The following is a 25,142-nucleotide window of genomic DNA, read 5'->3' as shown; positions in this document are numbered from 1 at the left end:
TGCCGGAGGTGATGGCGGTCCGGGGGAGACGCAGCCCCTAGGGTGGGGGCATGTCCCGCTCCGAGCCCTCGGTCCCGGTGCATGAGACTGCCAGGTCGAATCGCCCACGGATGCTGCTGCTTCCGCTCGTCGCGATCGCCGGCTTCTTCGCGACGATCATGTTCGCTGCAGCGGCGCAGGGGCTTCCGCAGTTCGGGGGATGGCTCGCCGATGCCGAGCCACGGGCCGGCGAGGGCACAGGGCCGACGGCGCCGGCGGAGACCGCACCCCCTCCGATGGATCCACCGGAGGACTCTCCGCTGCTCGCGATCATCGGATACGTCCTCGCCGCGCTCGTCCTCGCCGCCGTGCTCGCGATGGTGTTCTTCGGCGCCCGCCTCCTGATCCGCTACCTCGTCGGCCTCTGGCGCGACCGTCCTCTCGCGCGCCGAACGGCGTCGGCCTTGGATGCACACGTCGTCGCAGTGCCTGCAGCCGGGGGCGCCCCGGACGAGGCGACGATCCGGCGCGGCATCGCGGAGGCGCTGCGGACGGTCGATGACCGGTCCCGACCCGGCGACAGCATCATCGCGGCGTGGGTGGGGCTGGAGGAATCCGCGGCGGATGCCGGTGCGGGGCGCGGTGTCAACGAGACGCCCTCAGAGTTCACCGTGCGCATCATCGGCAGACGCGCCGGGATCACCGACGACGTCGTCACCCTGCTGGGCCTCTACGAACGCGTCCGCTTCGGCGGTCACGATGCCGACGAAGACGATCGTGCCCGAGCTGCCGAGTGTCTTCGCGGCATCCAGGAGGGGTGGCGATGAAGAGACGGGTCCTCGTCGTGAGCGTCGGTGTCATCGGCGCCGCGGGCGTCCTCCTCCTGCTCGGACAGCTGGGGTTCCCCGAGCCGTTCGTGCTCGCCTGGATGATCCTCGCCCTCGCGGTGGTCTTCGCCTGTCGTCAGGAGTTCATCGAGGTCGGACCCGAGTGGCCTCCGGAAGCGCCGAGCCGCAGTTCGCACGGCTCTGAGGTCTCCCGCATGGCATGGGCGATCAACACCCGCACGGGGGTCGCCGGCCACGTCGTCGTGCGTCGCGTGCAGGCGGTGCTGCGAAGACGCCTCGCCCTGCACGGTCTCGACCTCGAGGACCCCGCACAGCACGCACGCATCGACGCACTCCTCGGCGAGGGGGTGCGGGACGCCCTGCACCGTCGCGAAGTGCAGCGCACCGACATCGAGATGGTGCTCGATGCGATCGACAGAATCCCCAACGACATGGAGGAGCCCGGATGACCAGCCAGGAGACCACGCAGATCGCCGAGACCGGGCGTCGGGTGCTCGACAGCGTCCGTGGAGCCGTCGTCGGGATGGACGAGCCTCTCACGATCGCCCTCGCCGCGATCCTCGCTGGCGGCCATGTGCTGTTCGAAGACGTCCCGGGCCTCGGCAAGACACTCGCCGCGCGGAGCCTGGCTTCGGCGCTCGGCCTCGACTTCCGACGTCTGCAGTGCACCCCTGACATGCTTCCCGGGGATGTCACGGGCTCCTACGTCTACGCACCGGCCACCGGCGAGTTCGTGTTCCGGCCGGGGCCGATCTTCACCGGATTGCTCCTTGCCGACGAGGTGAACCGCACCACGCCGAAGACGCAGTCGGCGATGCTGGAGGCGATGGCGGAGCGTCAGGTGACGGTCGAGGGCAACAGCTTCGCCCTGCCGCGTCCCTTCCATGTGATCGCCACGTCGAATCCCATCGAGTACGAGGGAACGTACGCGCTTCCCGAGGCGCAGCTCGACCGCTTCATGGTGCGGCTCGCGGTCGGCTACCCCGTGCCGGAGGACGAGACCCGCATCATCCTCGACCGCGTGAGACGGCAGAGCCCGGATGCCTCCGTCGAGCCCGTCGTCGACGGAGCAGGGCTCCTCGCGATCCAGGCGGCGGTCGAACGGATCCACGTCGATGCCGATGTCGCGAGGTACTGCGTCGAGCTGACGAGGGCCACCCGGGACGCGGCGCACGTCGCCGTCGGTGCCTCTCCTCGGGGATCACAGGCTCTCGTCCTGCTCGGTCGAGCACTCGCCGCCCTGGATGATCGCGACTACGTCCGACCGGACGACATCAAGCGCATCGCGGGGTCCGTCCTCGCTCACCGACTCACGCTGACGCCGCAGGCCTGGGCCCAGGGAGTGGATCCTCGTTCGGTCGTCGCGACGGTGGTCGAGGTGACTCCGGTTCCTCCGACAGTGGCTGCAGTACGGTGACAGAGTCGGTCCGCGTCACGGCGCGCTCGCATGTGCGCTGGAGTCGGACGCCTGTGATCGCGATAGGACTCGCGGGTTCCGCGATCGTCCCAGCCGCCGGCCTCGTGTTCTCTCGGCCCGATGTGGTCGGTATCGGTCTCCCGCTCGCACTGGCGACGGTGTGGGTACTGCTGCGCCGTCCCCGCGACGGCGTGCTGTCGATCGAGCTGCGGGCACGGCCGGAGGGTTCCGCCCCTTCGTCGGATGTGTTGGGGGCGGTGGGCGCCGACCTCGACACCGGCTGGCTCCAGGTCGCGGTCGACCAGGAGGAACGGCGGTCCGGGGTCGCCGACGTGTTGCCGGGGCGCTCCATCCTGACATCGCGCAACCGGCTGCAGCACTCTGGTCCTGTCGAGCTCCTCGGCGTGACGGCCCGAGGAGTGGCTCTCGACGGCGCCTGGGTGTCGGAGCCGGCACCCCGCGTCGCGCTGGAGTGGCACACGCCACCGAGGCAGGAGCGCATCGGGCAGCTGCCGGTCGCGCCACGGCTCACGGGCCTGCACGGCGCCCACGAGGGGTCTCGGCCCGGACAGGGCGGCGATTTCCGAGACATCCATCCGTTCGCCCCCGGTGACGAGCTGCGTCGTGTCGACTGGCGGGCGACCGCGCGCGCCGCCCGTCGACCCGGCGACCTGCTCGTGCGACGCACCGCCGCCCTCAGCGACTCATCGGTGGTGATCGCGATCGACACCGCAGAGGACCTGGGAACGGTCGTCGCATCCTGGGGAACGGACGACGCCGACCGATCGGGTGTCACCTCCCTGGACCACGCCCGCGAAGCCGCGCTGTCGATCGCGACCGCTGCGATCGGCGTCAGGGATCGCGTGTCGTACCACGCACTGTCGCCCGGCGGCCGGAGCCTTCCCGCCGGCGGCGGCCCGCGTCACCTCGCCGGCCTTCGCGACGTGATCGCGGCGACGGGTCAGAGTGAGGGCGACCCCCGGTATCGCCGGTCGCCGGTCGTGCCGCCGGGTTCCATCATCTTCGTGCTCTCGACGTTCTTCGACGGCGCCGCCGCTCAGCTGGTCACTCGCTGGCGGGCGTCAGGACACGCCGTGGTGGCCGTCGACGTCCTCCCTGCACCGGAGGAGAGCCGACTCACGCGTGAACAGCGCATCGCGTTGCGCACCCTGCTGGCGGAGCGCTCCGACATCCTCGTCGAGCTCGAGCACGCCGGCGTCGAGGTCGTCAGATGGACGGATTCCGATGCCGACGTCGCGATGAGGCTCGCGGCTCTTCGCCAGCAACGGATGCGGATGGTACGGAGGTGAGGCGCCGACTCCGATCGTTCCGGGTGCGGGCGGCCGTTCCGGGGGTCGTCGTCCGACTGCTGGTGGTGGGTATCGCGTGGGGAGGGGCGCTCGTGCTCGTCCCCTTCCCGTTGTGGCAGGGCGTCGCCGTGATCGCCGCAGCGCTCGCCGTCGTGCTCCCACGTTCCCTGGCCGCCTGGCTGGCAGCCGCATGCCTCGTGTTCGGCATTCTCCTGACGGACCCGGATCCGGGGCGCACCGCTCTGGCCGTGCTGCTCGTGCATGCGATCCACGTGCTCGGATCGTTGAGCCTGGTGATCCCGATCTCCTCGCGTGTCGCGCTTCCCGTTCTGGGGTCGAGTCTCGCGCGTCTCCTCGTCATCCAGCTGCTGGCGCAGCCCGTCGTGTTCGGCGTGTGGCTGCTCGCGCCTTCGGATGTCGTGCACGGCCTCACCCCGCTCGCACCGCTCGCCGCCGCGGCGCTCGCCGTCGGAGTTCTGCTGGCCCTGCACGCCGCCCGGAGAGCGGACGCTCACCCCCGAGAGTCCGAACAGGTGGAGGGGGAGAGCATCGCGGTGCGGCACGACGGAGCCAATGTCCGTGGCCCCTCGTAGACTTGTCCGGTGCCCATCGTCCCCGTTGCCTCCCCCGGAAAACTCAGTGTCCGCGGTGCCCGCGTCCACAATCTCAAGAACGTCGACATCGACATTCCCCGCGACTCGCTCGTCGTGTTCACCGGCCTGTCCGGATCGGGAAAGTCCAGCCTCGCGTTCGACACGATCTTCGCCGAGGGGCAGCGCCGCTATGTCGAATCGCTGAGCGCGTACGCGCGCCAGTTCCTCGGTCAGGTCGATCGGCCCGACGTCGATTTCATCGAAGGGCTGAGCCCCGCCGTCTCGATCGACCAGAAGTCGACCAACCGCAACCCGCGGTCCACGGTCGGCACGATCACCGAGATCTACGACTACATGCGACTGCTCTGGGCGCGCATCGGCATCCCGCACTGTCCTGAGTGCGGCGAGCGGATCCAGCGTCAGACGGTGCAGCAGATCGCGGATCAGCTCATGGAGCTCCCCGAGCGCACGCGGTATCAGGTGGTCGCGCCGATCGTCTCGCAGAAGAAGGGCGAGTTCGTCGACCTTTTCCGGGAACTGGGCGCGAAGGGGTACTCACGCGCGATCGTCGACGGCGACCTCATCCAGCTGGCCGAGCCTCCCACGCTCAAGAAGAGCTACAAGCACGACATCGCCGTGGTGGTCGACCGCCTGGTCGCATCCGACGACATCCTCGGACGCGTGACCGACTCGGTCGAGACTGCGCTGGGACTCGCCGGCGGTGTGGTGCAGATCAACTACGTCGACGGCGAGGGCGACGACGCCTGGCAGACCTTCTCCGAGAAGCTCGCCTGTCCGAACGGCCACGCTCTCACGCTCACCGAGATCGAACCGCGCACGTTCTCGTTCAACGCGCCGTTCGGAGCCTGTCCCGCATGCTCCGGCCTCGGCACGCGCATGTCCGTCGACGTCGACCTGATGCTCGGTGACGAAGACCTGTCGATCCGCGAGGGCGTCATCATCCCGTGGACCACGCAGGGCAAGGGGCTGTTCCAGTACTACGAGCGACTGCTCGAGGGACTGTCGAACGACCTCGACTTCTCGTTGGACACTCCGTGGCGTGAACTGCATTCCGATGTGCAGAACGCTGTGCTGCGTGGCGAGAACTACAAGGTCTCCGTGAAGTGGAAGAACCGCTACGGTCGCGAGATGCGCTACACCTCGGGTTTCGAGGGCGTGGTCCCGTACATCGAGCGCCAGTACCTGCAGGCCGAGTCGGACAACCAGCGCAACCGCTGGGGCGAGTACCTCCGCGAGGTGCCGTGCCCCGTGTGCGACGGCGACAGGCTCAAGCCCGAGGTCCTCGCGGTGCAGGTGCACGGGCACTCGATCGCCGAGGTCTCGCACCTGAGCCTGGCCGACGCGCGTGCCTTCATGGAGACGCTCACACTCACCGAGCGTGAAGCCAAGATCGCCGCTCAGGTGCTGCGTGAGATCCGCCTTCGTCTCGATTTCCTGCTGCAGGTGGGTCTGTCCTACCTCAACCTCAGCCGCTCGGCGGGGTCGCTGTCCGGTGGTGAGGCTCAGCGCATCCGTCTCGCGACGCAGATCGGCTCCGGACTGACCGGAGTCCTCTATGTCCTGGACGAGCCGTCGATCGGTCTACATCAGCGCGACAACCGCCGTCTGATCGAGACGCTGCTCACGCTGCGCGACCTCGGCAACACGCTGATCGTGGTGGAGCACGACGAAGAGACGATCGAAGCAGCGGACTGGGTCGTCGACATCGGCCCCGGCGCGGGCGTCAACGGCGGTGCGGTGGTCCACTCCGGACCGTACTCCGCCCTGCTCGCCGACACGGAATCCATGACCGGGGAGTACCTGTCCGGCCGTCGTGAGATCCCCATGCCGAAGAAGCGCAGGAAGATCGACAAGAAGCGGATGCTGAGCGTCGTGGGCGCTCGGGCGAACAACCTCCGCAATGTCACCGCAGACTTCCCGCTCGGCGTCCTCACCGCAGTCACCGGGGTCAGCGGCTCCGGGAAGTCGTCTCTCGTCAACGACATCCTGTACCAGGTGCTGGCGTCGCGGCTGAACGGTGCGAGAACCGTCCCCGGCAAGCACACGCGGGTCACCGGACTCGACAACCTCGACAAGGTCGTGCACGTCGACCAGGCCCCGATCGGTCGCACCCCGAGGTCGAACCCGGCCACGTACACGGGAGTGTTCGACCGCATCCGCACCCTGTTCAGCGAGACGCCCGAAGCGAAGGTCCGCGGTTACCAGCCCGGACGCTTCAGCTTCAACGTCAAGGGCGGCCGGTGCGAGGCCTGCTCAGGCGACGGCACGATCAAGATCGAGATGAACTTCCTGCCCGATGTGTACGTCGACTGCGAGGTCTGCCACGGCAAGCGCTACAACCGCGACACGCTCGCCGTGCACTACAAGGGCAAGAACATCGCCGAGGTGCTCGAGATGCCGATCGAGGAGGCAGCCGAGTTCTTCGAGCCGATCCAGGCGATCCACCGCTACATGAAGACGCTCGTCGACGTCGGGCTCGGGTACGTGCGACTCGGCCAGTCGGCGACGACCCTGTCCGGTGGTGAGGCGCAGCGCGTCAAGCTCGCGACCGAGCTCCAGCGACGCAGCAACGGACGCAGCATCTACGTGCTCGACGAGCCGACGACGGGTCTGCACTTCGAAGACGTCCGCAAGCTCCTCGAAGTGCTCAACGGACTGGTCGACAAGGGCAACACGGTCATCGTGATCGAGCACAACCTCGACGTGATCAAGTCCGCGGACTGGGTGATCGATCTCGGCCCTGAGGGCGGTTCGGGCGGCGGACAGATCGTCGCCACGGGTACCCCGGAGCAGATCGCGCGCGTCGAGGAGAGCCACACCGGTCTCTTCCTCGCCGAGATCCTGGGTGAGGGGCGCTCCGCGCGGAAGGCCAGCTGATGGCCGACGTGTTGCCGTACAAGCCGCGGGCCGGAGAGATACCCACCGACCCCGGCGTGTACCGGTTCCGCGACTCGGCCGGTCGCGTGCTCTACGTGGGGAAGGCGAAGAACCTCCGGCAGCGGCTGTCGAACTACTTCGCGCCGCTGCGGACCCTGCACGAGCGGACCCGACGCATGGTCACGACGGCGTCGTCCGTCGAGTGGACGGTGGTCCCGACCGATGTCGACTCGCTCCAGCTCGAGTACATGTGGATCAAGGAGTTCGATCCGCCCTTCAACGTGCGGTACAAGGACGACAAGTCCTATCCCTTCATGGCTGTCACGCTCGCAGACGAAGCACCGCGTGTGATCGTCACGCGCAACCGGAAGATCCCCGGCGCTCGCTACTTCGGCCCTTTCCCGAAGGTGTGGGCCGTGCACGAGACGATCGACCTGATGATCAAGGCGTTCCCGATCCGCACCTGCAGTGACGCCAGCTACCGTCGCGCCATGCAGACGGGCAGGCCGTGCTTCCCCGGCCAGATCGGCAAGTGCGGTGGTCCGTGCTCGATGACGGTGAGCATCGAGGAGCACCGTGCCATGGTCGACGACTTCGTCGCCTTCATGGCCGGTGGTGATGAGCGCTTCACGCGCGAGCTCACGAAGCGGATGCTGGCCGCGTCGGCGGCGATGGACTACGAGGCCGCAGCCAAGTATCGGGACAAGCTCTCGGCCATCGAAGCTGTGCTGGGCAAGAGTGCACTCGTGCTCCCCAGTGATGAGGACGCCGACCTGTTCGGCATCGCCGAGGACGAGTTGGCGGCGGCGGTGCAGCACTTCGTCATCCGCGGCGGCAGGGTCCGTGGTGTGCGTGCTCTGACGATCGAGAAGGAGATCGACATCTCCAGCGGCGAACTCGTCGAGCAGGTTCTCCAGCAGGCCTACGGCGAAGCGCAGGACGTGCCGCGGCGTATCCTGGTGCCCACGCTGCCCGACGACGCCGCGGAGCTCGAGCTGTGGCTGCGTGAACGCCGCGGCAAGAAGGTCGAGATCGCGGTGGCTCAACGCGGCCAACGCGCAGATCTCATGCGCACGGCGACCTTGAACGCACAGCAGGCGTTGATCCGTCACAAGACACGGCGCACGACCGACTACGTCGCCCGCACGCAGGCTCTCACTGACCTGCAGGAGGCGCTCGGGATGGACGAAGCGCCGCTGCGGATCGAGTGCTTCGACATCTCGCACCTCGGCGGCACGAATGTCGTCGCCTCGATGGTGGTGTTCGAAGACGGCCTTCCCCGCAAGGACCAGTACCGCTCGTTCAACATCGCCGAGACCACGGATGACACCGACTCGATGTATCAGGTGCTCCGTCGTCGCTTGGCCTACCTCGACCGACCCGAAGAGCCGGAGGCCATCGACCCGACGACAGACGAGGTCGTCGGGGAAGACGTCGGCGAGGCGACAGCACGTCGGAAGCCCCGCTTCGCGTATCCACCGCAGCTGCTTCTGGTCGACGGCGGACAGCCTCAGGTCGAAGCGGCGGCCAGGGCGCTCCGTGATGCGGGACACACCGAGATCGCGGTGTGCGGCATAGCGAAGCGACTCGAAGAAGTCTGGCTTCCCGGCGAGGACTTCCCGGTGATCCTCCCGCGCACGAGCGAAGCCCTCTATCTGTTGCAGCGGCTTCGCGACGAGGCACACCGGTTCGCGATCACGCATCAGCGCAAGAAGCGGCGGAACGACATCGGCTCCGTCCTCGCCGAGGTTCCCGGGCTGGGTGCCGCGCGCATCAAGGTGCTGCTCAAGCACTTCGGCTCGGTCACCGCTCTTCGCGCGGCAGAACCGGGGCAGATCGAAGAGGTCCAGGGGATCGGTCCCGTGCTCGCCCAGAACATCCACACGCACCTCTCCACTCGCTAGGCTGGAGGTCGAGGGGGAGAGGGAGCACTGAGCGATGTCTGACGGGGAAAAGGGCGAGTTCCTCATCGTCACGGGAATGTCCGGCGCGGGTCGGACGACGGTGGCGAACGCACTCGAGGACCTCGGCTGGTACGTGGTCGACAATCTGCCCCCGCAGATCCTGCGTCCTCTGCTCGATCTGACCGACATGGGTGGCACGGCGCTGCCCAAGGTCGCCGCCGTCGTGGACGTCCGTGGACGCAACCTCTTCGACGACTTCCCCGGTGTGGCGCGTGCGCTGCGTTCCCGTGGCTCCGTCCGCGTGCTGTTCCTCGACGCGTCGGACGACGTGCTGGTGCGTCGATTCGAGTCCGTGCGCAGACCGCATCCGTTGCAGGGGGAGGGGACTCTGCTCGACGGCATCCGCACCGAGCGTGAGCGCCTCGCCCCGATCCGCGAAGGCGCGGACCTGGTGATCGACACCTCGATGCTCAACATCCACCAGCTCGCCACGCACGTCTCCGACATCTTCTCGGCAGAGGGCGAGGCGCGGCATCGGGTCACGTTGCTGAGCTTCGGATTCAAGTACGGGCTTCCGACCGACGTCGACATCGTGGCAGACATGCGATTCCTGCCGAACCCGTTCTGGAACGAGGAGCTGCGCGGTCAGACGGGACAGGACGAGCCCGTGCGCGAGTACGTCCTCTCCCGCGAAGGCGCGATGGAGTTCCTGGACTCCTATTCGAAGGCGCTGGTGCCCGTGCTCGAGGGATACCAGCGCGAGAACAAGAGCCACTCGACGATCGCTATCGGCTGCACCGGCGGGAAGCACCGTTCCGTGGCGATGTCGGAAGAGCTGGCGCGCCGCCTCGCTGCGATCCCCGGAGTGGCCGTGAACGTCCGTCACCGGGACCTGGGCCGAGAGTAGCGGGCCGTCCGGCCGAGTAAGCTGGACGTTTGCGTCGCGATCCGGCGCGTGAACGTGAAGGAGTGTCGTGGCACTAACCACCGACGTCAAGGCCGAGCTGGTCAGCATCCGCAACGCACCCCCGACGGTGCGAGTCGCGGAAGTGACCGCCATACTCCGGTTCGCCGGTGGTCTGCATTCGATCGCCGGCCGTGTGGCCGTGGAGGCCGAGGTGGATGCCGAGACTCTCGCACGACGCGTCGCCCGCGACCTCGCCGAGATCTACGGCGTGCGCCCGGAGATCGCCCAGGTGCAGTCGAGCACCGCGAACGACGGTGCACGCTGGGCTGTGCGGGTGATCGCGCAGGGGGAGACCCTGGCCCGTCAGACGGGTCTGCTCGATCAGCGTCGACGGCCCGTCCGTGGGCTTCCCAACCGGCTCACCACCGGTTCCCGGGCCGAGGTCGCCGGCTTGTGGCGCGGCGCGTTCCTCGCGGCCGGCAGCCTGAGCGAGCCAGGACGCTCCGCCATGCTCGAGGTCGTCTGCCCGTCCTCGGAGGCGGCCATGGCTCTCGTCGGCGCCGCGCATCGACTCGGGGTGGCCGCGAAGGCCCGTGAGGTGCGCGGTATGCCGCGCGTGGTCGTGCGCGAAGGCGAGGCCATCCGCACCATCCTGAACGAGATGGGAGCGCAGAAGACCGCGATCGCCTGGGAGGAGCTCCGCCAGCGCCGCGAGGTCAGGGCCGGCGTCAACCGTCTGGTGAACTTCGACGACGCGAACCTGCGCCGTTCCGCACAGGCCGCCGTTGCCGCGTGCGCGCGTGTCGAGCGTGCCCTCGAGATCCTGGCCGACGAGGTCCCCGATCATCTGAAGGTGGCGGGCGAGCTTCGTCTCGCGCACCGTGATGCCAGCCTCGACGAGCTGGGACACCATGCCGACCCGCCACTGACGAAGGACGCCGTCGCCGGTCGCATCCGTCGCCTGCTGGCGATGGCGGACAAGCGCGCGCAGCAGGAGGGCATTCCCGGAACGGAAGCCGCCGTCCCCGTCGGACTCGACGTCTGATCCGCATCCTCGACCAAGGCCCGTCGTCCGGCATCCGGACGGCGGGTCTTCGTCATACGGCGGAAGGATCGGGGCCGTGGCCGCGTTGTCGTCAGTAGGATGAATCACGTCCGCTCTACGCCGCACATCGGCGGCGCGGAGGATCGGCAAGCGCCGCGGCGCGGCGCGGATTGGATGAAAGCGATATGGCGACCTACACGCTCCCCGACCTTCCCTACGACTTCGCAGCCCTCGAGCCGCACATCAGCGGCAAGATCATGGAGCTGCACCATGACAAGCACCACGCGACCTACGTCGCCGGCGCGAACACCGCTCTCGAGCAGCTCGCCGAGGCTCGCGAGAGCGGCAACCTCGCGAACGTGAACAAGCTCGAGAAGGACCTCGCCTTCAACCTCGGCGGTCACGTCAACCACTCGATCTTCTGGACCAACCTGTCGCCGAACGGCGGAGGTCAGCCCGAGGGCGAGCTGAAGGCCGCGATCGATGAGTACTTCGGCTCGTTCGAGAAGTTCCAGGCGCACTTCACCGCCGCGGCCACCGGAATCCAGGGCTCCGGCTGGGCGGTGCTCAGCTGGGACTCGATCGGCTCGCGCCTCATCATCCAGCAGCTCTTCGACCAGCAGTCGAACACGGCGCAGGGCACCATCCCGCTGTTCCAGCTCGACATGTGGGAGCACGCCTTCTACCTCGACTACCTCAACGTGAAGGCCGACTACGTCAAGGCCGCGTGGAACATCGCCAACTGGGAGAACGTCGCCCAGCGCCTCGAGGTCGCCCGTCAGCAGACGAACGGCCTGCTGGTACTGTCGTAATCGGGTCGCGTCCCGACGGGCCACGGCTCGTCGGGACGCCCTCTCAGCCAAAAAACCCCGCACCTCACGCTCGCTGGAAAGCCGCGTGCGATGCACGAGAAACAGGGAGACCTGAGTGTCTGTCAAGATCGGTATCAACGGCTTCGGCCGCATCGGACGCAACTACTTCCGCGCGGCTCTCGCGCAGGGAGCAGACCTTGAGATCGTCGCCGTCAACGACCTCACCGACAACAAGACCCTGGCGCACCTGCTGAAGTACGACTCGGTGGGCGGCGTCCTCGACGCCGAGATCAGCTACGACGACGAGAGCATCACCGTCAACGGCAAGACCATCAAGGCGTTCGCCGAGCGCGACCCCGCAGGCCTCCCGTGGGGCGAGCTGGGCGTCGACATCGTGATCGAGTCGACCGGCTTCTTCACCAAGGCCGAGCTCGCCAAGAAGCACATCGAGGCCGGCGCGAAGAAGGTCCTCATCTCGGCTCCCGGTACGGGCGTCGACGGCACGTTCGTCATGGGCGTGAACGAGGACACGTACAACCCGGAGACCGACCACATCATCTCCAACGCGTCCTGCACCACGAACTGCCTCGCGCCGCTGGCTCAGGTCTTCAACGACGCGTTCGGCATCGACCGCGGTTTCATGATGACCGCGCACGCGTACACCGCAGACCAGAACCTGCAGGACGGCCCGCACAGCGACCTCCGTCGTGCCCGTGCCGCTGCGATCAACATCACCCCGGCCTCGACCGGTGCGGCCAAGGCCATCGGCGAGGTGCTCCCTGAGCTCCAGGGCAAGCTGAGCGGTTCGTCGTACCGTGTTCCGGTTCCCACCGGCTCGATCGTCGACCTCACCCTCATCACCGACCGTGAGAACCTGACGGTCGACGAGGTCAACGAGGCCTACAAGAAGGCTGCTGCCGAGGGCCGTCTCGCGGGCTACCTCCAGTACAACGAGGACCCGATCGTCTCGAGCGACATCGTGCACAACCCGCACTCGTCGATCTTCGACTCGACGCTCACCAACGTGAGCGGCAACCTGATCAAGGTGTCCAGCTGGTACGACAACGAGTGGGGCTACTCCAACCGTCTCGTCGACCTGACCGAGTACGTGGCCGAGCGCCTCTAAGCTCAGACACATGACTCTGCGCACCCTGGACACCCTGGGGTCGCTCGAGGGCAAGCGCGTCATCGTCCGTTGTGATCTCAACGTCCCCCTGCGGGATGGGATCATCACGGACGATGGCCGTGTCCGCGCCTCGTTGCCGACCCTCAATGCACTCATCAACGCGGGCGCCCGTGTTGTGGTGTGCTCGCACCTCGGCCGACCCGACGGTGCGCCCGACCCGCAGTACAGCCTCGGGCCGGTGGCTCAGCGGCTCTCCGAGCTGCTCGGCGCCCCGGTCGCGTTCGCGCGCGACACGGTCGGCGAATCCGCCAAGGAGGCCGTGGCATCGCTCGAGGACGGCGGGGTCGTCGTGATCGAGAACCTGCGGTTCAACCCGGGGGAGACCTCGAAGGACGCCGCCGAGCGTGCTGCCTTCGCGGCCGAGCTCGCAGAACTCGGGGACGTGTTCGTCTCCGACGGGTTCGGCGTCGTGCACCGCAAGCAGGCCAGCGTCTACGAGCTCGCCGAGCTGCTCCCGTCGGCGGCCGGTCTGCTGATCGCCGCGGAACTCGACGTGCTGGACCGCCTGACCGAGAACCCCGAGCGCCCCTATGCGGTCGTGCTCGGCGGCTCGAAGGTCAGCGACAAGCTCGGCGTCATCTCGCACCTGCTCCCGCGCGTGGACAAGATCCTGGTGGGTGGCGGAATGCTCTTCACCTTCCTCAAGGCCCAGGGGCACGCCGTCGCCTCGAGCCTTCTGGAAGAGGATCAGCTCGACACGGTGCGCGGGTACATCGCGGAAGCGGCTGAGCGCGGCGTGGAGCTCGTGCTCCCCACCGACGTCGTGGTGGCCGCGTCCTTCGGCGCCGACGCCGCGCACGAGGTCGCCGCAGCCGACGCGATCGAGTCGACGCCGTTCGGTGCCTCCGGCATCGGGCTCGACATCGGTCCGGAGACGGCGGCACGCTTCGCCGAGGTCATCCGCGGGTCGAAGACCGTGTTCTGGAACGGCCCCATGGGCGTGTTCGAGTTCCCTGCCTTCGCAGCGGGCACCAAGACCGTCGCGCAAGCGCTCACCGAGGTCGACGGCCTCAGCGTCGTCGGCGGGGGAGACTCCGCTGCAGCCGTGCGCCAGCTCGGCTTCAGCGACGACCAGTTCGGTCACATCTCGACCGGTGGCGGCGCGAGCCTCGAGTTCCTCGAGGGCAAGAAACTACCTGGGCTGGAGGTCCTCGGATGGGTGTGAACTCTCGTACCCCGCTGATCGCGGGAAACTGGAAGATGAACCTGGACCACCTGCAGGCGGTCGCGTTCGTGCAGAAGCTGCACTGGACGTTGAAGGATGCGAAGCACGAGGACGGATCCGTCGAGGTCGCGGTGTTCCCGCCGTTCACCGACATCCGCAGCGTGCAGACCCTCATCGACGCGGACAAGATCCCGTTCGCGCTCGGAGCGCAGGATGTGTCGGCACATGACTCGGGCGCGTACACCGGCGAGGTGTCGGGAGCGTTCCTGGCGAAGCTCGATGCGAAGTACGTGATCATCGGCCACTCCGAGCGTCGTGAGTACCACTCCGAAGGTGACGATGTCGTGGCCGCCAAGGTCAAGGCAGCGCTCAAGCACGGCCTGGTACCGGTCATCTGCGTGGGCGAGACGGCCGGCGACCTCGAGAAGTTCGGTGCCAGCGCGGTTCCGGTGTCGCAGCTCGAGGCAGCGCTCGAGGGGGTCTCGCCGAAGGCGGACATCGTCGTGGCGTACGAGCCCGTGTGGGCGATCGGCTCCGGTCAGGCGGCGACGCCTCAGCAGGCGCAAGACGTCTGCGCCGCTCTGCGCGCCGTCATCGCGAAGGTGCTCGGCGACGAGGCGGCAGCGCGCACGCGGATCCTCTATGGAGGTTCCGTGAAGTCGGGAAACATCGCCAGCTTCATGCGCGAGCCCGATGTCGACGGCGCACTCGTCGGCGGGGCGAGCCTCGTCGTGGACGAGTTCGCCGCGATCATCCGCTTCGAGAAGCACGTCGGCGTGTGAGTGCGGCGGGGCTTCGGCCCCGCCGCACCGTATACTTGACCGTTACGGGGGCGCTCCGGCCCCAGCGAAAGGCTCTTTCTCGTGGCAATTCTCGAGTTCGTCCTGCAGGTCGTGCTGGGCATCACCAGCGTTCTGCTGACCCTCCTCATCCTCCTGCACAAGGGCCGCGGTGGCGGCCTCTCCGACATGTTCGGCGGGGGCATGACCTCTGCGGTCGGCTCGTCCGGGCTTGCGGAGCGGAACCTCAACCGCTTCACCGTCGTCCTGGCTCTGACATGGTTCGTCTCCATCGTCGCGCTGGGCCTCATCACGAAATTCGAGGTCATCTGATGGCTACCGGTGGAAACGCGATCCGTGGCACCCGCGTGGGCTCCGGCCCCATGGGGGAGCAGGACCACGGCTATCACGCCGACCGCATCGCGGTCTCCTACTGGGATGGTCTCGGCAACGAGACCGTCCGCTACTTCGCCGCTGGTCTCCCCGAAGAGGAGATCCCGGAGACGATCGACCACCCGCAGTCCGGGCTCCCCGCCGGTCGCGACAAGGAGAATCCTCCTGCGCTCGCGAAGGCGGAGCCGTACAAGACGCACCTCGCTTACGTGAAGGAACGCCGTACGGACGAGGAAGCCGTCCAGCTGCTCGACGACGCGCTCACGCAGCTGCGCGAGCGTCGGGGGCAGTGACCTCGAGGCTGACATCGAAGAAGCCGTCGCGAGCGATCGCGGCGGCTTCTTCCGTATCAGGCGGCGGTCAGCGGCAGCCCGCCGCCGCATCGATGTAGCTCTGCGGCGGGTACCCATACGCCCAGACGCCGTTCGCATCATCGGTGTAGCCCATGCTGATGGCCCACGCCGTCGCCCACTTCTCGATGCTGTCCTGCGTGGAGGAGTCGTACATGCTCTGGCACCTCACGCTGATCGCGTGCCCCACCTCGTGCGCGATCAGTGCCTTGCTGCGAACGGCCGGCCACTGCTCGGCGACCGAGTTCGAGAACGCGATGGTCGCCCGCCCCGATTCGCCCCACCACCAGGTCGTGTAGCCGCCCATGCTGCCGTTGTAACCGGCGCCGCTGACGACCGGCGCCCAGTCGAAGTCCAGGAGCACGCCGGGCGCGAGGGAGCGGGCGAACGCTTCGATCTCGAGCCGGGAGTTCAGGAGCGGGCCTGCCTTCTCCGCCAGTTCTTCGCTCTCGGTGGCGACGACCTGCGCCGCCGCGGTCTGCAGGGCGAGGTAGGCGGCTGCGGTGCCTTCGTCGAGCGTCGTCGCGGCAGTGGCATCGGCGGCGGCGTCGCGTAGCGCGATCACCGCGTCGTTGCGGGCCGACAGATGTGCCGCTTCGAATCCAGGCGCAGCCGCTCCGGCCGTCGTGATCACCGCGAGGCCACTCTCCGTCATCGCCGTGTGCGCCGACGAGACGTCGCCGGCCGCGCCGGCGACCTCGACGGACAGGTCCTCCACTTCGTCACGTCGCTGTTCGAGCTCCGAGGTGGCACCGAACAGTTCCCAGAACCAGTCGGGCTTCTCGCTCAGCGGAGCGATCGCCACGGAGACCACGCCGTCCGCGTCTGACGCGGTAGCGGTGCCCTCCTCGACGGCAGAGGCCAAGCTCGCGTGCAGTTCGTCGGGCACGGAGATCGGCTGATCGCCCCCTGCAACCACCTGGCCCGCTGCGTCGGTGACGGTTCGCAGTTCAGCGATGTCGGCGCGGAGCTGCGTCTTCGCGGTCGATGTCGTCTGAGCTGCGCTCTCGTAACGGGACGCCGCATCGTCGTATCCGAGGTTCGTGCTCACCTGGACGATGGCCAAGGCCGCGATCAGCGCGGCGCCGCCGAGCAGGCCGATGACGAGCCCCGGCCGTCTCCTCCGACGCGACCGTGTCGGCGTGGAGGACGAGGCCCCGGAAGAGAAGACGACGGGAAGCTGATGCCCGCCGTCGCGGGGCGACTGACCCATTCGATGATGCCTTCCGGTCGGAGCCTGCGTGCAGCGATGCTGTCAGCGTATTCGACGAGGCGACCGGAAATGCGGAAGGCCCCCGCCGTATGGCGGGGGCCCTCTCGAGTGGAGGGGCTGACGGGAATCGAACCCGCATCATTAGTTTGGAAGACTAAGGCTTTACCACTAAGCTACAGCCCCGGAATCCGAGCCTCGAAAGGTTCGGTTACCGACTCATCGACTATACCGGACTCTGACGCATGCTCCTGTCCGTTAGACTCGGTGGGGCTGAATCCGCATGCGGATTCCCCGGGGCGTAGCTCAGTTTGGTAGAGCGCCCGCTTTGGGAGCGGGAGGTCGCAGGTTCAACTCCTGTCGCCCCGACACGGCCCCCACGGACCTTACAGCCGCGATTCGAAGCGGAAATCACAAGGAGAACACACCAGCATGGCGAACAGCACCGTCGAGAAGCTGACCCCGACCCGGGTCAAGCTCACCATCACGGTCACCCCGGACGACCTCAAGCCCAGCATCGCTCACGCGTACGAGCACATCGCTCAGGACGTCCAGATCCCCGGCTTCCGCAAGGGCAAGGTCCCGGCACCGATCATCGACCAGCGCATCGGTCGCGGCGCGGTCATCGAGCACGCCGTGAACGAAGGCCTGGACAAGTTCTTCCGCGAGGCGACCAACGAGCACAAGCTGCGCGTCGTGGGGCGCCCGGCGGCCGACATCACGCAGTGGCCGAACGAGAAGGACTTCTCGGGTGACCTGCTCGTGGACATCGAGGTCGACGTCCGTCCCGACATCGAGCTGCCCTCTTACGACGGCATCACCGTGACCGTCGACGCTGTCGAGGCCGATGACGCTGCGCTCGACGCCGAGCTCGACAACATGCGCGCCCGCTTCGGCACGCTCGTGCCGGTCGACCGGCCTGCCGCGAAGGGTGACTTCGTCGAGCTCGACCTCGTCGCCACGATCGACGGCGCCGAGATCGACCGCGCCGAGGGCGTCTCCTACGAGATCGGCTCGGGCGAGCTGCTCGAGGGCATCGACGACGCGATCGAGTCGCTCACCGCGGGTGAGGACACCACGTTCCGCTCCGCTCTCGTCGGTGGCGACCACGCCGGGTCCGAGGCCGAGGTCTCCGTGACGGTCAAGGCGGTCAAGGAGCGCGAGCTTCCCGAGGCCGACGACGACTTCGCGCAGATCGCGAGCGAGTTCGACACGATCGCCGAGCTCCGTGAGAGCCTCGCGGAGCGCGTCGCTCAGCAGGGCGTGTTCACGCAGGGCTCCGCCGCACGCGACAAGCTCGTCGAGGTGCTGCTCGAGCAGATCGAGATCCCGGTTCCGCCGCAGCTCATCGAGGACGAGGTGCACAACCACCTCGAGGGCGAAGGCCGTCTCGAGGACGACGTGCACCGCGCCGAGGTCACCGAGGCCAGCGAGAAGCAGTTCCGCACGCAGGTTCTTCTCGACACGATCGCCGAGCAGGCCGACGTGCAGGTCTCGCAGGAGGAGCTCTCGCAGTACCTCATCCAGTCGGCTGCCCAGTACGGCATGGCCCCGCAGGAGTTCGTCGAGGCGCTGCAGTCCTCGAACCAGCTCCCGGCGCTCGTCGGCGAGGTCGCCCGGAACAAGGCGCTCGCGATCGCGCTCGGCAAGGTGAAGGTCGTCGACAGCAACGGCAAGCCCGTCGATCTGTCCGACTTCATCGTCACCGACGACGAGGCCGAGTCTGCGGACGCGGACTCCGCGGAAGCCGAGGAGAAGCCGGCGAAGAAGGCTCCTGCCAAGAAGCCCGCCGCCAAGAAGGCTCCGGCCAAGAAGGCCGCCGAGGCCGACGACGCCGAGAAGCCCGCCGCTGAGAAGGCTCCGGCCGAGAAGACTCCGGCCAAGAAGCCTGCTGCCAAGAAGGCTCCGGCCAAGAAGGCGGCCGACAAGGCTGAGTGATCGAAAACGATCCAGTGAAGAGGGCGGGTGCTGCGGCATCCGCCCTCTTTTCCATCCGAGGAGAGGGCAGCGATGAAGACGTGGGATGAGCGCATCGACGAGGTGTGGGACGACGCGACGGGCGAAGCGGTGGGTGACGACACGATCAGCCGCATCGACGCCCTCGCCGCTGAGCGCGGCCCTGACGACGCTCGCGCGGAGTTCGAGCGCGGCGGTGCACGGGATTCCGCTGGCCGGCCGGCGGAGGCTGTCGCCCTGTATCGACGCGCGCTGGCTCTGGGGTTGGATGGTGAGCATCGTCCGCAGTGCGTGATCCAGATGGCCAGTTCGCTCCGGAATCTCGGCGAGTACGACGAAGCACTCGCCGTGATCCGTGCCGAGGAGGAGCTCGCGCCCGACGGCCCCTATCGCGACGCCGTCGCCTGCGTGCATGCCCTCATCCTGGCCAGCGCCGGGCGCCCGGCGGAGGGTCTCTCCGTGGCACTGCTCGCCCTCGTCCCGCATCTGCCGCGCTACCACCGTTCGATGACGGCCTATGCCCACGAGATCGCGGACGCCGACACCTGATATGCCGACGGCGAACACGGCCTGGGCGCCGCGTTGTCGCCGGTAGATTCGAATCACTGAAACACGGAATCAGGAGCTGACATGGCTGCAGAACCCCTCCTCGCAACGAGCGTCTTCGACCGGTTGCTGAAGGACCGCATCATCTGGCTGGGGTCGGAGGTGCGCGACGAGAACGCGAACGAGATCTGCGCGAAGATCCTTCTCCTCGCCGCAGAAGACTCCGAGCGAGACATCTACCTCTACGTGAATTCGCCCGGCGGATCGATCACCGCGGGCATGGCGATCTACGACACGATGCAGTTCGTGCCGAACGACATCGTCACGGTCGGCATCGGAATGGCCGCCTCCATGGGGCAGCTGCTGTTGACCGCCGGCACCAAGGGCAAGCGGTACATCACGCCCAACGCACGCGTGCTGCTGCACCAGCCCCACGGCGGGTTCGGCGGAACGTCGAGCGACATCCAGACGCAGGCGCAGCTCATCATGTCGATGAAGAACCGCCTCGCCGAGATCACCGCTGCCCAGACCGGCAAGTCGGTCGAGCAGATCAACGCCGATGGTGACCGCGACCGCTGGTTCACGGCTGAGGAAGCGCTCGAGTACGGCTTCGTCGATCACATCCGCGAATCGGCCTCCGACGTCATCGGCGGCGGCGGAACCGACCAGGACACCGAGTAACGGAAAGCGAAAGGACGCTCATGTACACACCCACCTTCCGCTCAGCCGGTGACCTGCCTTCCAGCCGCTACGTGCTGCCGCAGTTCGAAGAGCGCACCGCCTACGGCTTCAAGCGCCAGGACCCGTACAACAAGCTGTTCGAAGACCGCGTGATCTTCCTCGGCGTGCAGGTCGACGACGCCTCGGCCGACGACGTGATGGCACAGCTCCTCGTTCTGGAGAGCCAGGACGCCGAGCGCGACATCACGATGTACATCAACTCGCCTGGTGGCTCGTTCACCGCGATGACGGCGATCTACGACACGATGCAGTACGTCGCGCCGCAGATCCAGACCGTGGTGCTCGGCCAGGCGGCTTCGGCTGCGGCCGTGCTGCTCGCTGCCGGTGCGCCGGGCAAGCGTCTCGCGCTCCCGAACGCCCGCGTGCTCATCCACCAGCCCGCGATGGGGGAGGCCGGCCACGGCCAGGCGTCCGACATCGAGATCCAGGCCGCGGAGATCCTCCGCATGCGCACCTGGCTGGAGGAGACGCTCGCGGGACATACCAACCGCACCCCGGAGCAGGTGAACCGCGACATCGATCGTGACAACATCCTCTCCGCCGCACAGGCGCTGGAGTACGGCATCGTCGACCAGGTGCTCACGACGCGCAAGCGCGTCTGACCCGATCGATCGAAGGGCGTCCGTCATCCGACGGGCGCCCTTCGTCGTGCCCGGCGGATGTGCACGACCCGACGACAAAGTGCGCATATGAGCACTGTGGTGCGCGAACGCTGACGAGGGCCTACTCTGGAGGAGGAAGGAGGAAGCCGTGGAAGAAGATCTGCTCATGGTCCGCGTCGCCGAGCTGTACTACGACGAGGACAAGACCCAGGACGAGATCGGCGGACTCCTCAAGATCTCGCGCTGGAAGGTCGGCCGTCTGCTGACCCAGGCCCGCGAACGCGGCATCGTCCGCATCGAGATCGTGCACCCGCGCGCCCGCCGACTCGGCCTGGAGCGGCTTCTCGTCGAACGCTTCGGCCTCACCGATGCCGTGGTCGTGCCGGCTCCGGAAGGCGATGACGGCACCCTCGAACGCGTCGCTCAGGCCGCAGCCGACTTCCTGACCGCGCTGCGCCCCGTTCCCCGCACCCTCGGGGTGAGCTGGGGCCGTACACTCCGTGCCGTGGCCGAGGCGCTTCCGGACGGCTGGGCGAACGGCGTGACCGTGGTGCAGCTCAACGGGGGAGTGAGCCTGAACCGACGCTCCGGAGGCGCAGCAGGCCTCGCCGTCACGATCGCCCAGCGCGCTTCGGGGCAGGTCTCCCTGCTGCCGAGCCCGGCCATCCTCGAGCGCGTGGAGACGAAGCAGGCGATCGAGTCCGACCGCACCGTCGCCGCCGTCCTCGAAGAGGCAGCCGAGGCCCAGGCTTTCCTGTTCACCGCCGGACCCTGCGATGCCTCGTCCGCCCATGTCGAGAACGGCTACCTCAGTGCGGAGGATGTCGAAGAGCTCGCACGACGCGGCGCCGTCGGCGACGTCCTCGGGCGCTACGTCGACGCGGAGGGCAACATCGTCGACTCGCAGCTCGATGCACGGACCGTCGGAGTCTCTCTCGACCGTCTGCGCGGAGCCGCTCGTGCGATCTTCGTGACGGCAGGCCCCGCCAAGCACGACATCGCACGCACCGTGGTCACCAGCGGCCTGTGCGGCGTTCTGGTGACCGATGAGACCACAGCACGAGCATTGTTGGAGGAACAGTGACGACCAAAGAACTCAGTCGCAGGGCGGCGGTGGACGTTCTGGGCGGCGAGCCCGACGACGCCACGCTCCGGCGATTCCTGCACGGACTTCCCGGCGTGGATGCCGTCGGTCTGGAGCAGCGCGCTGCCGGGCTCGGCACCCGGTCGATCAAGACCACCTCGAAGGCGTGGGCGCTCGACACGATCATCAAGCTGATCGACCTCACGACGCTCGAGGGAGCTGACACTCCCGGAAAGGTGCGCTCTCTCGTGGCCAAGGCGAAGAATCCGGACGCCGCGGATCCTTCGACCCCGCGGGTCGCAGCGGTCTGCGTGTACGGTGACATGGTCGGCGACGCGGTGACCGCGCTCGGCGGGATGCACGGTGACCCCGATGACGGCCTGATCTCCGTCGCGGCCGTCGCCACGGCATTCCCCAGCGGACGCTCCTCGCTTGCGATCAAGCTCGCCGACACCGCCGAGGCGGTGGCTGCCGGCGCCGATGAGATCGACATGGTGATCGATCGTGGCGCGTTCCTGTCCGGCCGGTACGGCCTGGTCTTCGACCAGATCGCCCAGGTCAAGGAGGCCTGCCGTCGTGAGGACGGTTCGTACGCCTCGCTCAAGGTGATCCTGGAGACCGGCGAGCTGAACACCTACGACAACATCAAGCGCGCCTCGTGGCTGGGCATCCTGGCGGGAGGGGACTTCATCAAGACCTCGACCGGCAAGGTGCAGCCCGCAGCCACCCTCCCGACGACGCTCCTCATGCTGGAGACCGTGCGCGACTGGTACCGCGGCACCGGAGAGAAGATCGGTGTGAAGCCAGCCGGTGGCATCCGCTCGTCGAAGGATGCGGTGAAGTATCTCGTCACCGTCGCCGAGACTGTCGGCGAGGAGTGGCTCCAGCCGCACCTCTTCCGCTTCGGCGCCTCCAGCCTCCTCAACGACGTGCTCCTGCAGCGTCAGAAGCTCAGCTCCGGCCACTACTCGGGCCCCGACTACGTCACGATCGACTGACGGGAAGACGAACATGTCATTTCTGGAATACGCTCCCGCACCGGAGTCCACCGCGGTCCTGAACCTCAAGGACAGCTACGGGCTGTTCATCGACGGCGAGTTCGTCGACGGCTCCGGCACGCCGTTCAACACCATCTCACCGGCGACCGAGAAGCACATCGCCGAGATCGCTTCGGCGAGTGATGAGGACGTCGACCGTGCGGTCGCCGCCGCGCGTCGCGCCTACGAGAAGACCTGGTCGAAGATGAGCGGTCGCGACCGAGGGAAGTACCTCTTCCGCATCGCCCGCCTCGTGCAGGAGCGCGCCCGTGAGCTCGCCGTCGCCGAGAGCCTCGACAACGGCAAGCCGATCAAGGAGAGCCGCGACGTCGACGTGCCGCTCGTCGCCTCCTGGTTCTTCTACTACGCGGGCTGGGCCGACAAGCTCGATCACGCGGGACTGGGCGCGAACCCGCGGGCTCTCGGCGTCGCGGGTCAGATCATCCCGTGGAACTTCCCGCTGCTGATGCTGGCCTGGAAGATCGCTCCCGCTCTCGCCGCCGGCAACACGGTGGTGCTCAAGCCGGCCGAGACGACGCCCCTCACCGCGCTGATCTTCGCCGAGATCCTGCAGCAGGCCGACCTTCCGGCCGGTGTCGTCAACATCGTGACGGGTGCCGGAGCGACGGGCTCTGCGCTCGTGCGTCACCCCGACGTCGACAAGGTGGCCTTCACCGGTTCGACCGGTGTCGGACGGGACATCGCCCGGGCTGTCGCCGGCACTCCGAAGAAGCTGACGCTCGAACTGGGCGGCAAGGCCGCGAACATCGTGTTCGACGACGCCCCCATCGATCAGGCGGTCGAAGGCATCGTGAACGGCATCTTCTTCAACCAGGGCCACGTCTGCTGCGCCGGAAGCCGACTGCTCGTGCAGGAGTCGATCCACGACGAGGTCGTCGATCGGCTCAAGTCGCGCCTGTCGACCCTCCGCCTCGGCGACCCTCTCGACAAGAACACCGACATCGGCGCGATCAACTCCGCAGCGCAGCTCGCCCGCATCCGTGAGCTGAGCGACATCGGCGAGGCCGAGGGCGCAGAGCGCTGGACGGCGGACTGCGCGATCCCGGAGCAGGGCTTCTGGTTCGCGCCGACGATCTTCACCGGCGTCGAGGCGTCGCACCGCATCGCCCGCGACGAGGTCTTCGGGCCTGTGCTCTCGGTGCTCACGTTCCGCACCCCCGCCGAGGCGATCGCGAAGGCGAACAACACGCCGTACGGGCTCTCCGCGGGGATCTGGTCCGACAAGGGATCGCGCATCCTCGCGGTGGCCGATCGCCTGCGTGCCGGTGTCATCTGGGCGAACACCTTCAACCGCTTCGACCCGTCGAGCCCGTTCGGCGGCTACAAGGAGTCCGGATACGGTCGCGAGGGCGGCCGTCAGGGGCTCACCGCCTACCTCAAGGGAGCCGCAGCATGAGCAAGCGACTGACCGTGCCGAAGACCTACAAGCTCGCGATCGGCGGAGCGTTCCCGCGGAGCGAGTCCGGCCGCACGTACGAGGTGCTCTCCTCCAAGGGGGGCTTCCTCGCGAACGCCGCGAAGGGCTCTCGCAAGGATGCCCGTGACGCCGTCGTCGCCGCTCGTGCGGCGGTGAAGGGCTGGTCGGGGGCGACCGCCTACAACCGCGGACAGGTGTTGTACCGCGTCGCAGAGGTGCTCGAGGGTCGCCGTGCGCAGTTCATCGACGAGATCTCGGCGCAGGAGGGCGTGTCGTCCGCCGCTGCGGCCGCGCAGGTCGATGAGGCGATCGATCTCTGGGTCTGGTACGCCGGCTGGTGCGACAAGTACGCCCAGGTGGCGGGCAACGCGAACCCCGTCTCCGGGCCGTACTTCAACATCTCCGTGCCGGAGCCGACGGGCGTCGTCGCGATCATCGCACCGCAGGACTCGGCGCTGCTCGGCCTGGTGTCGGTCGTGGCTCCCGCGCTGGTCGCCGGGAACACCGTGGTCGTCATCGCGAGTGAGCAGCACCCGCTCTCGGCCATCAGCCTCGCCGAGGTCCTCGTCACCAGCGATGTCCCCGGTGGCGTCGTCAATGTGCTGACGGGTTCGCCGGCGGAGATGGCTCCATGGCTGGCATCCCACCAGGACGTGAACGCCCTCGACCTCGCGGGTGCCGGCGCCTTGGATTGGGTGGACATGCAGATCGCCGCAGCGGAGACGCTCAAGCGTGTGCTTACCCCCGGTGAGGTCGTCGCCTCGCCGGAACGGATCGGCGCCTTCACCGAGGTGAAGACCGTCTGGCACACGAAGAGCATGGTCTGACCGAACAGTCGATCTCGCGAAAGGGTCGGCAGCCGTCGCCCGGAGAAGGCGCCAGACGGCTGTCGATCCCTTCGCCGTCCAATGGGCGCGATGTCGAGTGCCCTCAATGCGGCCC

Annotated in this window: 24 protein-coding genes and 2 tRNA genes; 24 read left to right on the top strand and 2 right to left on the bottom strand. The window is 67.7% G+C overall.

Going from position 1 to position 25,142, the window contains the following annotated elements:
* Positions 1-50: 50 nt before the first annotated feature.
* The 15 genes from ILP86_RS11210 (at position 51) to ILP86_RS11140 (ending at position 15,529) form a co-directional block, all read left to right on the top strand.
* Entirely contained in the window at positions 51-806 is a 756-nt protein-coding gene (locus ILP86_RS11210) for a DUF4129 domain-containing protein (protein WP_193761925.1), read from the top strand.
* Positions 803-1,276 carry a YeaH/YhbH family protein gene (locus tag ILP86_RS11205; RefSeq protein ID WP_227750954.1) on the top strand — a complete coding sequence of 158 codons (474 nt, stop codon included), beginning with the start codon at positions 803-805 and terminating at the stop codon, positions 1,274-1,276. Before ILP86_RS11210 ends, ILP86_RS11205 begins: the two co-directional genes overlap by 4 nt.
* Entirely contained in the window at positions 1,273-2,244 is a 972-nt protein-coding gene (locus ILP86_RS11200) for a MoxR family ATPase (RefSeq protein ID WP_193761924.1), read from the top strand. Before ILP86_RS11205 ends, ILP86_RS11200 begins: the two co-directional genes overlap by 4 nt.
* Positions 2,241-3,554 (top strand): DUF58 domain-containing protein, encoded by a 1,314-nt coding sequence (locus ILP86_RS11195; RefSeq protein ID WP_308431916.1) that lies wholly within the window; start codon positions 2,241-2,243, stop codon positions 3,552-3,554. Before ILP86_RS11200 ends, ILP86_RS11195 begins: the two co-directional genes overlap by 4 nt.
* Entirely contained in the window at positions 3,551-4,147 is a 597-nt protein-coding gene (locus ILP86_RS11190) for a hypothetical protein (RefSeq protein ID WP_193761923.1), read from the top strand. Before ILP86_RS11195 ends, ILP86_RS11190 begins: the two co-directional genes overlap by 4 nt.
* Positions 4,148-4,156: 9 nt before the next feature.
* A complete protein-coding gene (gene uvrA, locus ILP86_RS11185; protein ID WP_113680975.1) occupies positions 4,157-7,045 on the top strand; it encodes an excinuclease ABC subunit UvrA in 2,889 nt (962 codons plus the stop codon).
* Positions 7,045-8,949, top strand: coding sequence for an excinuclease ABC subunit UvrC (gene uvrC, locus ILP86_RS11180; RefSeq protein ID WP_193761922.1), 1,905 nt, complete (start codon positions 7,045-7,047; stop codon positions 8,947-8,949). The genes uvrA and uvrC overlap by 1 nt, the downstream gene beginning before the upstream one ends.
* A 34-nt stretch (positions 8,950-8,983) precedes the next feature.
* A complete protein-coding gene (rapZ, locus tag ILP86_RS11175; RefSeq protein ID WP_046749271.1) occupies positions 8,984-9,856 on the top strand; it encodes an RNase adapter RapZ in 873 nt (290 codons plus the stop codon).
* A gap of 67 nt (positions 9,857-9,923) precedes the next feature.
* On the top strand, positions 9,924-10,901 hold the full coding sequence (whiA, locus tag ILP86_RS11170) for a DNA-binding protein WhiA (protein ID WP_017830285.1): 978 nt from the start codon (positions 9,924-9,926) through the stop codon (positions 10,899-10,901).
* Between the two features lie 185 nt (positions 10,902-11,086).
* Positions 11,087-11,713: a superoxide dismutase gene (locus ILP86_RS11165; RefSeq protein WP_025105027.1), complete on the top strand. Its 627-nt coding sequence runs from the start codon at positions 11,087-11,089 to the stop codon at positions 11,711-11,713.
* Between the two features lie 115 nt (positions 11,714-11,828).
* Positions 11,829-12,839, top strand: coding sequence for a type I glyceraldehyde-3-phosphate dehydrogenase (gene gap / locus ILP86_RS11160; protein WP_193761921.1), 1,011 nt, complete (start codon positions 11,829-11,831; stop codon positions 12,837-12,839).
* 10 nt (positions 12,840-12,849) lie between these two features.
* Positions 12,850-14,064: a phosphoglycerate kinase gene (pgk, locus tag ILP86_RS11155; protein ID WP_113680972.1), complete on the top strand. Its 1,215-nt coding sequence runs from the start codon at positions 12,850-12,852 to the stop codon at positions 14,062-14,064.
* Positions 14,055-14,846, top strand: a complete 792-nt coding sequence (gene tpiA / locus ILP86_RS11150) for a triose-phosphate isomerase (protein WP_046749268.1) — start codon at positions 14,055-14,057, stop codon at positions 14,844-14,846. Before pgk ends, tpiA begins: the two co-directional genes overlap by 10 nt.
* Before the next feature lie 81 nt (positions 14,847-14,927).
* Complete coding sequence (secG, locus tag ILP86_RS11145; protein ID WP_017202783.1) at positions 14,928-15,176, top strand: preprotein translocase subunit SecG; 249 nt, start codon at positions 14,928-14,930, stop codon at positions 15,174-15,176.
* The gene (locus ILP86_RS11140) at positions 15,176-15,529 is read left to right on the top strand and encodes an RNA polymerase-binding protein RbpA (protein WP_017830291.1); all 354 of its coding nucleotides are present in this window, start codon (positions 15,176-15,178) and stop codon (positions 15,527-15,529) included. Before secG ends, ILP86_RS11140 begins: the two co-directional genes overlap by 1 nt.
* Before the next feature lie 67 nt (positions 15,530-15,596).
* Here the strand turns inward: ILP86_RS11140 and ILP86_RS11135 are convergent, their stop codons facing one another.
* On the bottom strand, positions 15,597-16,799 hold the full coding sequence (locus ILP86_RS11135; protein ID WP_193761920.1) for a hypothetical protein: 1,203 nt from the start codon (positions 16,797-16,799) through the stop codon (positions 15,597-15,599).
* A gap of 109 nt (positions 16,800-16,908) precedes the next feature.
* A tRNA-Gly gene (locus ILP86_RS11130) sits at positions 16,909-16,982 on the bottom strand.
* Between the two features lie 109 nt (positions 16,983-17,091).
* Here ILP86_RS11130 and ILP86_RS11125 point away from each other — a divergent pair.
* The 9 genes from ILP86_RS11125 to ILP86_RS11085 all read left to right on the top strand — a co-directional run bounded on the left by ILP86_RS11125 (position 17,092) and on the right by ILP86_RS11085 (position 25,027).
* Positions 17,092-17,165, top strand: a tRNA-Pro gene (locus ILP86_RS11125).
* 63 nt (positions 17,166-17,228) lie between these two features.
* On the top strand, positions 17,229-18,734 hold the full coding sequence (tig, locus tag ILP86_RS11120) for a trigger factor (protein ID WP_193761919.1): 1,506 nt from the start codon (positions 17,229-17,231) through the stop codon (positions 18,732-18,734).
* Between the two features lie 72 nt (positions 18,735-18,806).
* A complete protein-coding gene (locus ILP86_RS11115) occupies positions 18,807-19,301 on the top strand; it encodes a tetratricopeptide repeat protein (protein WP_058632255.1) in 495 nt (164 codons plus the stop codon).
* A gap of 81 nt (positions 19,302-19,382) precedes the next feature.
* Positions 19,383-19,979, top strand: a complete 597-nt coding sequence (locus ILP86_RS11110) for an ATP-dependent Clp protease proteolytic subunit (protein WP_017830295.1) — start codon at positions 19,383-19,385, stop codon at positions 19,977-19,979.
* Between the two features lie 20 nt (positions 19,980-19,999).
* The gene (locus ILP86_RS11105) at positions 20,000-20,641 is read left to right on the top strand and encodes an ATP-dependent Clp protease proteolytic subunit (protein ID WP_046749265.1); all 642 of its coding nucleotides are present in this window, start codon (positions 20,000-20,002) and stop codon (positions 20,639-20,641) included.
* A gap of 148 nt (positions 20,642-20,789) precedes the next feature.
* Positions 20,790-21,725, top strand: coding sequence for a sugar-binding transcriptional regulator (locus tag ILP86_RS11100; RefSeq protein ID WP_231728769.1), 936 nt, complete (start codon positions 20,790-20,792; stop codon positions 21,723-21,725).
* Positions 21,722-22,723 (top strand): deoxyribose-phosphate aldolase, encoded by a 1,002-nt coding sequence (gene deoC, locus ILP86_RS11095; protein WP_141369326.1) that lies wholly within the window; start codon positions 21,722-21,724, stop codon positions 22,721-22,723. The genes ILP86_RS11100 and deoC overlap by 4 nt, the downstream gene beginning before the upstream one ends.
* Positions 22,724-22,736: 13 nt before the next feature.
* A complete protein-coding gene (locus tag ILP86_RS11090; protein WP_058632256.1) occupies positions 22,737-24,179 on the top strand; it encodes an aldehyde dehydrogenase family protein in 1,443 nt (480 codons plus the stop codon).
* Complete coding sequence (locus ILP86_RS11085) at positions 24,176-25,027, top strand: aldehyde dehydrogenase family protein (RefSeq protein WP_193761918.1); 852 nt, start codon at positions 24,176-24,178, stop codon at positions 25,025-25,027. The genes ILP86_RS11090 and ILP86_RS11085 overlap by 4 nt, the downstream gene beginning before the upstream one ends.
* Positions 25,028-25,142 lie beyond the last annotated feature (115 nt).

Origin of the sequence: Microbacterium sp. R1 (genome assembly GCF_015159725.1) — a bacterium.
Lineage (GTDB): Bacteria > Actinomycetota > Actinomycetes > Actinomycetales > Microbacteriaceae > Microbacterium > Microbacterium oxydans.
This window is presented reverse-complemented; position numbering and strand designations above follow the sequence as displayed.

Bases quoted from the DNA above. Each gene is read 5' to 3' on its own strand.
- ILP86_RS11210 (WP_193761925.1), top strand. From the start codon at position 51: ATGTCCCGCTCCGAGCCCTCGGTCCCGGTGCATGAGACTGCCAGGTCG.
- ILP86_RS11205 (WP_227750954.1), top strand. From the start codon at position 803: ATGAAGAGACGGGTCCTCGTCGTGAGCGTCGGTGTCATCGGCGCCGCG.
- ILP86_RS11200 (WP_193761924.1), top strand. From the start codon at position 1,273: ATGACCAGCCAGGAGACCACGCAGATCGCCGAGACCGGGCGTCGGGTG.
- uvrC (WP_193761922.1), top strand. From the start codon at position 7,045: ATGGCCGACGTGTTGCCGTACAAGCCGCGGGCCGGAGAGATACCCACC.
- rapZ (WP_046749271.1), top strand. From the start codon at position 8,984: ATGTCTGACGGGGAAAAGGGCGAGTTCCTCATCGTCACGGGAATGTCC.
- ILP86_RS11165 (WP_025105027.1), top strand. From the start codon at position 11,087: ATGGCGACCTACACGCTCCCCGACCTTCCCTACGACTTCGCAGCCCTC.
- pgk (WP_113680972.1), top strand. From the start codon at position 12,850: ATGACTCTGCGCACCCTGGACACCCTGGGGTCGCTCGAGGGCAAGCGC.
- tpiA (WP_046749268.1), top strand. From the start codon at position 14,055: ATGGGTGTGAACTCTCGTACCCCGCTGATCGCGGGAAACTGGAAGATG.
- ILP86_RS11140 (WP_017830291.1), top strand. From the start codon at position 15,176: ATGGCTACCGGTGGAAACGCGATCCGTGGCACCCGCGTGGGCTCCGGC.
- ILP86_RS11135 (WP_193761920.1), bottom strand. From the start codon at position 16,799: ATGGGTCAGTCGCCCCGCGACGGCGGGCATCAGCTTCCCGTCGTCTTC.
- tig (WP_193761919.1), top strand. From the start codon at position 17,229: ATGGCGAACAGCACCGTCGAGAAGCTGACCCCGACCCGGGTCAAGCTC.
- ILP86_RS11115 (WP_058632255.1), top strand. From the start codon at position 18,807: ATGAAGACGTGGGATGAGCGCATCGACGAGGTGTGGGACGACGCGACG.
- ILP86_RS11110 (WP_017830295.1), top strand. From the start codon at position 19,383: ATGGCTGCAGAACCCCTCCTCGCAACGAGCGTCTTCGACCGGTTGCTG.
- ILP86_RS11105 (WP_046749265.1), top strand. From the start codon at position 20,000: ATGTACACACCCACCTTCCGCTCAGCCGGTGACCTGCCTTCCAGCCGC.
- ILP86_RS11090 (WP_058632256.1), top strand. From the start codon at position 22,737: ATGTCATTTCTGGAATACGCTCCCGCACCGGAGTCCACCGCGGTCCTG.
- ILP86_RS11085 (WP_193761918.1), top strand. From the start codon at position 24,176: ATGAGCAAGCGACTGACCGTGCCGAAGACCTACAAGCTCGCGATCGGC.